At 73.9% G+C, this 7,989-nt stretch carries 1 protein-coding gene; it reads right to left on the bottom strand.

All coding sequences use genetic code 11. From position 1 onward, the window contains the following. Positions 1–242: 242 nt before the first annotated feature. Positions 243–7,989: amino acid adenylation domain-containing protein (locus tag CR470_RS33400; RefSeq protein ID WP_143663928.1), on the bottom strand; the 7,747-nt coding region annotated here is incomplete at its 5' end.

The following is a 7,989-nucleotide window of genomic DNA, read 5'->3' as shown; positions in this document are numbered from 1 at the left end:
GCCCGGGCCCGCACTGCGCGGGCGGTCCGCCTTCCCCACCGTCGCCCAGTGCAGCCGCAGGGCGGTGTTGCCGAGCGCCCAGGCACAGGCCGCGTACCCGGCCCAGGACCGGGGCACCGTCCGGTCCTTCGCGCCCCGCTCGGTCGTGTTCCGGGCGTTCTCCGGCATGTGTCTCCGCCTCTCTCTTCGTTCTCTCGGCTCTCGGCTCTTCGCTCTTCGCTCTTCGCTCTTCGCTCTTCGCGTCAGCCTGCCGAACGGAGCGCGTCGGTGAGGACCGCACCGATCCGCTCCAGGGCCTGCGGCTGGGTCATGTGGTCGTGCTCGCAGTCCAGGAGGTGCTCCTCGACCCGGCCCTTCACATGTGCGTCCCACTGACGGGCCAGCGCCGCCGGGTCGTCCTTCCCGCGCGCGGCGACGAAGACGTGCACATCGCCTTCGTACGAGCCGAGGGTGACGCCCGGCAGGATGCGGGCGAAGTTCTCGCCCACATCGGCGAGCGCCACGATGTGCCGCTCCTCAAGGCCCGCGAGGGCGCTGTCCCCGCGCTGCAGCAGCGCCATGACGGAGCTGTACGTGAGCGGTTCGTCGCCGAGCTCCGCCTGGTCCAGACCGAGGAACTGGAGCAGTGCGCCGAGCACGTCCTGCTTCCTGGACTCGGGGTCCTGTTCCTCCTGTTCCTCCTGCGCCTCCCGCGTCTCCTGCTGCTGCTCGTCCTGCCCGTCCTGCTGAGCCGGATACACATCGAGCATCGCGAGCAGCCGCACCTCATCGCCCGCGTCCTGCAGCGCCGTGGCGATCAGGTGGGAGACGATCCCTCCGAGCGACCAGCCGAGCAGGTGGTACGGGCCCGACGGCTGCACCGAACGGATCTGCGCCAGGTAGTCCTCGGCCAACTCCTGCATGCTGCCGGGGAGTTGATCGTCCTGACGGGCGAGACCGCGTGCCTGCAGTGCGTACACGGGCTGGTCCGACGGCAGATGGCGCAGCAGCCCCGAGTAGGTCCAGCCGATGCCCGCGCCCGGGTGGACGCAGAACAGCGGCGGCCTGGAGCCGTGCGGGCGCAGCGGCAGCAGCACGTCCAGTGGGTCCTGCTCGTTCCCGCCGCCGAGCCGCTCGGCGAACGCCCGTACGTTCGGCGCCTCCATCAGCGCCCGGATGCTGACCTTCGCCCCCAGCGTCGAACGGACCCTGCCGATCAGCCTGGTGGCGATCAGCGAGTCACCGCCGAGCTCGAAGAAGCCGTCCTCGGCGCCGACCCGCTCCAGGCCGAGCACCTCGGCGAAGAGACCGCACAGGACCTCCTCGGTCGGGGTGCGCGGCGCCCCGCCCTCGGCGGTGGCCGCCGCCCCGGGCTCGGGCAGCGCCCTGCGGTCCAGCTTTCCGTTCGGCGTCAGGGGCAGCGCGTCCAGCACCACCACCGCCGCGGGCACCATGTACCCGGGCAGCCCCACCGCCACCCGCCGGCGCAGCGCGGCGGTGTCGGGCCCCGGTTCGTCGCCCGCTGCGGCCACCACGTAGGCGACCAGCCGCTTCTGTCCCGGCTCGCCCTCCCTGGCGACGACCGCGGCCTGCGCGACCTCGGGCAGTGCGGTGAACGCGGCCTCGATCTCGCCGAGTTCGATGCGGAACCCGCGGACCTTGACCTGCCCGTCGGCCCGCCCGACGTACCGCAGCCGGCCGTCCTCCTCCCACCGCACCAGGTCACCCGTGCGGTACATACGGGAGCCCGCGGAACCGTACGGGTCGGCGACGAACCGCTCGGCGGTCAGTCCCGGCCTGTTCCAGTAGCCCCGGGCCAGTCCCGGCCCCGCGACATACAGCTCGCCGGCCGCGCCCGCGGGCACGGGGCGCAGCTCCGGGCCCAGCACGTACACGGTGGTGTCGGGCAGTGGCAGGCCGATGGGCGGCGCCTGGGCGCCGGACACCGGCCAGGTGGCCGTCGCGGCCACGGTGGCCTCGGTCGGCCCGTACGCGTTGATCAGCAGCCGGTCCGGCGACCAGGTGGCCACCAGGTCGGCGGTGCACACGTCACCGCCGATGACCAGGCCGCGCAGGTCGGGCAGGTCCGCTTCGGGTGCGCCGGCCAGTGCGGCGGGCGGCAGCGAGGCGTGGGTGATGGCGTGGTCGGCGAGCACGTCGAAGAGCGTCTCGCCCGCCAGCGGCCCCTCCGGCGGCACGACGAGCGTCGCACCGGCCAGCAGCGACAGGGTCAGCTCCAGCACGGAGGCGTCGAAGCTCGGCGAGGCGAACTGCAGCACCCTGCTGCCCGGGCCCGCCTGCACGCGCTCCTGCAGCCCGGCGGCCAGGGCCGCCACGCCGGTGTGCGTGACCACGACGCCCTTGGGCCGGCCGGTCGAACCCGAGGTGTAGATGACGTACGCGGGTGAGTCGAGCGACGCGTCGCCGCGCCGTTCGTCCGCGGACAGGCCGTCCCCGGACAGCGCGAGGATCTCCGCCGCCGTCGCGGGCTCGTCCAGGACGAGCCGGGGCAGCGGGCCGCCCGGCAGTCCGTCCGCTCGAGCCGCCGATGTCACCAGCAGCGCCGGGCGCACGTCGTCGAGCATGAACGCGACCCGCTCGGCCGGGTACTCCGGGTCCACCGGCACGTACGCGGCCCCGGTCTTCGCCACCGCGAGCGCCGCGACGACGATGTCCGCGCCGCGGGGCAGCGCGAGGGCCACGAACCGCTCGGGCGCCGCGCCGTCGGCGATCAGACGCCTGGCGAGCCGGTTGGCGCGGGCGTCGAGCTCCGCGTACGAGAGCACGGTGCCGGCACAGTCCAGCGCGGGTGCCCGCGGATCCGCTGCCACCCGGGCCTCGAAGAGCGCGGCGAGCGTGGCGGGTTCGACCTCCCGCGCGCCGCTCCCGGTGGCTTCGGCGAACCGCTCACGCTCCCGCTCGTTGAGGACGTCCAGCTCGGCCAGCGGCAGTCGCGGCCGCTCGACGAGGGTCTCGAAGAGCGCGAGCAGTCGCTGCGGCAGCTCGTCGGCCAGCCCGGCGGGCAGTGCGTCGGGACGGTAGCCGAGCTTGAGGCGCAGCCGGGTCCCGGACATCATCGCGGCGATGCTCAGCGGGTAGTGCGTCCCGTCCTGCGTTCCGGTGCCCGCGATGCCGACCTCGCCGTCGGCGACCGGCAGCGAATCGGGCTCAGCCGGGTAGTTCTCGAACACCGTCACGGTGTCGAAGAGCTCCCCCAGACCGGCCAGTCGCTGCACATCGGCCAGGCCGAGCCACTGGTGGGCGATCAGGCCCGCCTGCTGGTCCTGGAGCGTGCCGAGGAGATCGGCCAGGGTCCCCGCCGGGTCCAGCCGCACCCGCACGGGGAGGGTGTTGATGAACAGGCCGACCATGCTCTCGATGCCCGGGATCTCCGGCGGGCGACCGGCGACGGTGCCGCCGAACACGACGTCCTGACGACCCGTCAGCCTGCCGAGGAGCACGGCCCAGGCACCCTGCACCACGGTGTTGAGGGTCACCCCGAGGCCGCGTGCGGCCGCGGTGAGCGCCGCCGTCAGCTCGTCGGTCAGCTCGACCGAGAGCTCCCGCGCGGGTGCCTCCTGACCGGGTGCGCCGGGCAGGCCCAGCAGGGTCGGCTCGTCGAGTCCTGTGAGCACCTCGCTCCAGGCCCGCCGTGCCACGTCACCGTCCTGCTCGGCCAGCCACTCCAGATAGTCGCGGTACGGAGTCGGCCTGGGCAGGCCGGCGTCGTCACCGCCCCGTGCGTACAGCGCGGCGAGCTCGCCCATCAGGACGGGCACGGACCAGCCGTCCATCAGGATGTGGTGGTTGGTCAGGACGAAGCGGTAGCGGTCGGCAGCCGTACGGATCAGGGCGAACCTCAGGAGCGGCGGCGCCGTGAGGTCGAACCTGCGGGCCCTGTCCCGCGCCATGAACAGCGCGAGCTCCCGCTCGGTCTCCTCCGGTGCGAGACCGCTGAGGTCCGCCTCGTACCAGTCCGCTTCGGCCTCGGCGGGCACGACCTGCACCGGCTGCCCGAGCCCCCCGCCCCAGAACGCGGCGGTGAGGTTGGGGTGGCGGCGCAGCAGCGTCCCGGCCGCGGTCCGCAGGGCCGCCGCGTCGACGGCGCCCCGCAGATCGAGCGTGAGCTGGACCGTGTAGTGATCAGCGTCGCCCTCGTCGTACTGGGCGTGGTAGAGCAGTCCCTCCTGGAGCGGCGCGAGGGGGAGCACATCGGCCGGCCTCGGCCACGTCTCCTCGATCCGGTCGATCTCGCCCTGGGTGAGCGGGACCAGCGGCAGGTCGGACGGGGTGCGGCCACCGGCGCCCGGCTGTGCGGTGTGCGTGGCGACGGCTTCGAGGCCGTGCGCCCACGCCTCGCCCAGCTCCCGCACGTCCTGCTCGCTGAGCAGTTCGCCCGGCCAGGTGAGGGTGGCCACCAGACGCGGCCCCTGGGCGTAGTCCTCGGCTAGGACATTGATCTCCAGCGGGTGCGCCAGCGGCATGTCGGGCCCGCTGCCGCCCGCCGCGCCGTCGGCGAGCTCCACGACCGTACGGTCGCCGTCCTGCGGGGCCGCCAGGTCGAGCGGGAAGCGGCCGAGGTAGTTGAAGGCGATCTGCGGGTCGGCGAGGTCCGCCAGCTCCGCCCCGGTCTCCGGGTTGAGGTGGCGCAGCAGTCCGTAGCCGAGCCCGTGGTCGGGTGCGGCGCGCAGCTGCTCCTTGATCCGCTTCAGTGCGTCGCCCGCGGCCCGTCCGCCGGTGCGCGCCGCGGACAGGTCGAGCCCGCCGAGGTCGAGCCGCACCGGGTGCATGCTGGTGAACCAGCCGACCGTGCGGGACAGGTCGACACCGTCGACGACCTCCTCGCGGCCGTGGCCCTCCACCGTCACGAGCAGCCGGTCGGCCGCGGTGCCGCGGCGCTCCCGCCACTGGGCGACGGCGAGCGCGAGGCCGGTGAGCAGCACGTCGTTGGGGCCCGCGTGGAACGCCGTCGGGACCGCGGACAGCAGGCGCGCGGACAGTTCGAGGGGCAGGCTCACCCTGATCGCCTTCGCGGTGCCCGCGACATCGCGCTTCCGGTCGATCGGGCGGTCGGCGAAGCGCGGTTCCGCCCCTTCGAGCACGGACCGCCACAGGGGCAGTTCCGCCACGCGTTCCGGGGTGTGCGCGAGCTCCGTCAGCTGCTCGGACCAGCGCCTGAGCGAGGTGCCGACCGGGTCGAGCACGGGCGTCCTGCCCGCGTCGAGCGCCTCCCACACGGTCTTCAGGTCCGGCATCAGGATGCGCCAGGACACCCCGTCCACGACCAGGTGGTGCAGGACGAGGACGAGCTGGCTCTGCCCGTCGGGGCCCGCGTCCAGGAGGACCGCCTGGAGCATGACGCCGTTCTCCGGGTCGAGCCTGAGCTTGGCCGCCTCGCGCTGGGCGACGGCCAGGTCCCGCAGCGCGTCCTCGTCGAGGCCTGCCGCCGACACCCGGCTGACGCACGCCCGCGCGTCCACCGCGCCCTGCGGCCGGACCTCCAGCGACCAGTGCGCCGCGCCGTCGGCCCCCTCGGCTTCCTCTCGTACGAGCGTCAGCCGCAGCGCGTCATGGTGGTCGAGCAGCGTCTGGACGACGGCGGCCAGGTGTGCGGGGTCGCTGCCCTCGGGGACGGTCACCTGCATCGACTGGTTGAACGCGTCGACGGGGCCGCCCACGTGGCGCAGCCAGTGCACGACGGGGGTGAGCTGGACCGGCCCGACGCCGTTGTCGGGGAGTGCCCGCCGCGCTTCGTCGGTCTCGGTGGCCACGGCGGCCAGTGCCTCGACCGTACGGTGCCTGAAGACGTCCCGCGGGGTGAGGGAGAGGCCGTCCCTGCGGGCCCTGCTGACCAGTTGGATGGAGATGATGCTGTCCCCGCCCAGGTCGAAGAAGCTGTCGTCGATGCCGACCGTCTTCAGACCGAGCACCTCGGCGAAGAGCCGGCGCAGGGTCTCCTCGCGCGGGGTGCGCGGGGCACGTCCCGAGGACTCGGCGGCGAAGTCCGGTGCGGGCAGGGCCCTGCGGTCCAGCTTTCCGTTGGCCGTCAGCGGCAGCGCGTCCAGCACGACGAAGGCGGCCGGGACCATGTAGTCGGGGAGCAGGCCCGCGACATGGGACCGCAGGTCGGCGGGGAGCGGTTGCCGCCCCGGCTGCGGAACCGCGTAGCCGACGATGCGCTTGTCCCCCGGCCGGTCCTGGCGCACCACGACGGCTGCCTGGGCGACCTGCGGGTGCCGGGCCACGACGGACTCGATCTCACCGGGCTCGATGCGGAAGCCGCGTACCTTCACCTGGTCGTCGGCGCGGCCGAGGAAGACGATGTCCCCCGCCCGGTCGCGGCGGACCAGGTCGCCCGTGCGGTACATGCGGGAGCCCGCGGGACCGTAGGGGTCGGCGACGAAGCGTTCCGCGGTGACGCCGGGCCGCTGCCAGTAGCCACGGGCCAGTCCTGCGCCCGCGATGTACAGCTCGCCGGACGAGCCGACGGGCAGCCGGCCCAGCCCCTCGTCCAGGACGTACAGCCGCATGTTGTCCAGCGGCCGCCCGATCGGGACGAGGTCGGGCACGGGCCGGTCGGGACGCAGCACGTGGTGGGAGGCGAACGTGGTGGTCTCGGTCGGCCCGTAGCCGTCGACGATCACCAGATCGGGGCAGCTCTCCCTGACCCGGCGCACGGCGGCGGCCGGAACCACGTCGCCGCCGGTCCACACCTCGCGCACCCCGGCGAGCGAACCGGGGGCCTCCTCCGCGAGGACCCGGAAGAGGCCCGCGGTCAGCCAGACTCCGCTGACCCGGTGTTCGGCGATGGTGCGGGCCAGGACGGGCACGTCCAGGTCGCCGGGCGGCGCCACGACCACCTCGCCGCCGGACAGCAGCGGCACCCACAGTTCGTAGGTCGAGGCGTCGAAGGCCTGCGGCGAGTGCAGCAGCACCCGGGCGTGGGCGCCGTTCGAGAAGGCCCGGTCGTGGGCCAGGTGCAGCACGTCGCGGTGGCGGACGGCGACGCCCTTGGGCACCCCCGTGGAACCGGAGGTGTACATGATGTAGGCGAGCCGCTCGGGGGCTCCGGGGGCAGCGGGGTCCGGCAGCGGCCACGCGGCAGCTGCTCCGGCTCCGGCGAACTCCTGGGTCCGCGGGTCCTGTTCGTCGACGTGCAGGACGCGGGCGGCGCAGTCGAACTGCCCGGTCCACGACTCCGCGTCGGTGAGCAGAGCGACCGCGCCGGTCTCCCTGACCATCTGCTCAAGGCGTGCCGAGGGTGCACGGCCGTCCAACGGCACATACACACCACCGGCCTTGAGCACGGCCAGCTGGGACACGACCAGCTCGGGCGAGCGGCGCTGCAGCAGGGCGACCCGTCCCTCGGCCGGCAGCCCCGCGGCGAGCAGCCTGCGGGCCAGCGCGTCGGCGCGTGCGTCGAGCTCGGCGTAGGTCAGCTGTCCTTCGCCGCTGCTGACGGCGACCGCCGCGGGGTTGCGGAGCACCTGGGCGGCGAACCGGCCGTGCACGGACTCCGCGGCCTCGGGGACGTCGAAGGCCGTGTCGTTCCACTGGTGCAGCGCGTGGCGCTCGTCCGCGTCGAGCAGGTCGATGCGGCCGATCGCCCGGCCGGGCTCGGCGACGGCCGCGGTGAGCAGCCGGGTCAGCCGGGTCGCGAGCGCGGTGGCCGTGGCCGGGTCGAACAGGTCGAGGGCGAACTCCAGATGCCCCTCGATTCCGGCCGCGGCGCCGTCCTGCCCGTACTCCTCGAAGAAGCTGAAGGAGATGTCGAACTTGGCTCCCTCGATGCCCACTTGGTGCTGTTCGAGGCGCAGGCCCGGCAGGTCGGCCGAGACTCCGCCGGTGTTCTGCAGCGTCAGCATCACCTGGAAGAGCGGGTGCCTGGCCAGTGACCGTGACGGGTCGATGACCTCGACGAGGCGCTCGAACGGCACGTCCTGGTGGGCGTAGGCGGCGAGGTCGCTGTCGCGGACCCTGCGCAGCAGGTCCTCGAAGGTCGGGTCGCCC

The organism is Streptomyces sp. rh34 (assembly GCF_002551245.1).
Classification (GTDB): Bacteria; Actinomycetota; Actinomycetes; order Streptomycetales; family Streptomycetaceae; genus Streptomyces.
Note: the sequence above shows the minus strand (reverse complement) of the source record. Positions and strands in the feature narration are given on the sequence as shown.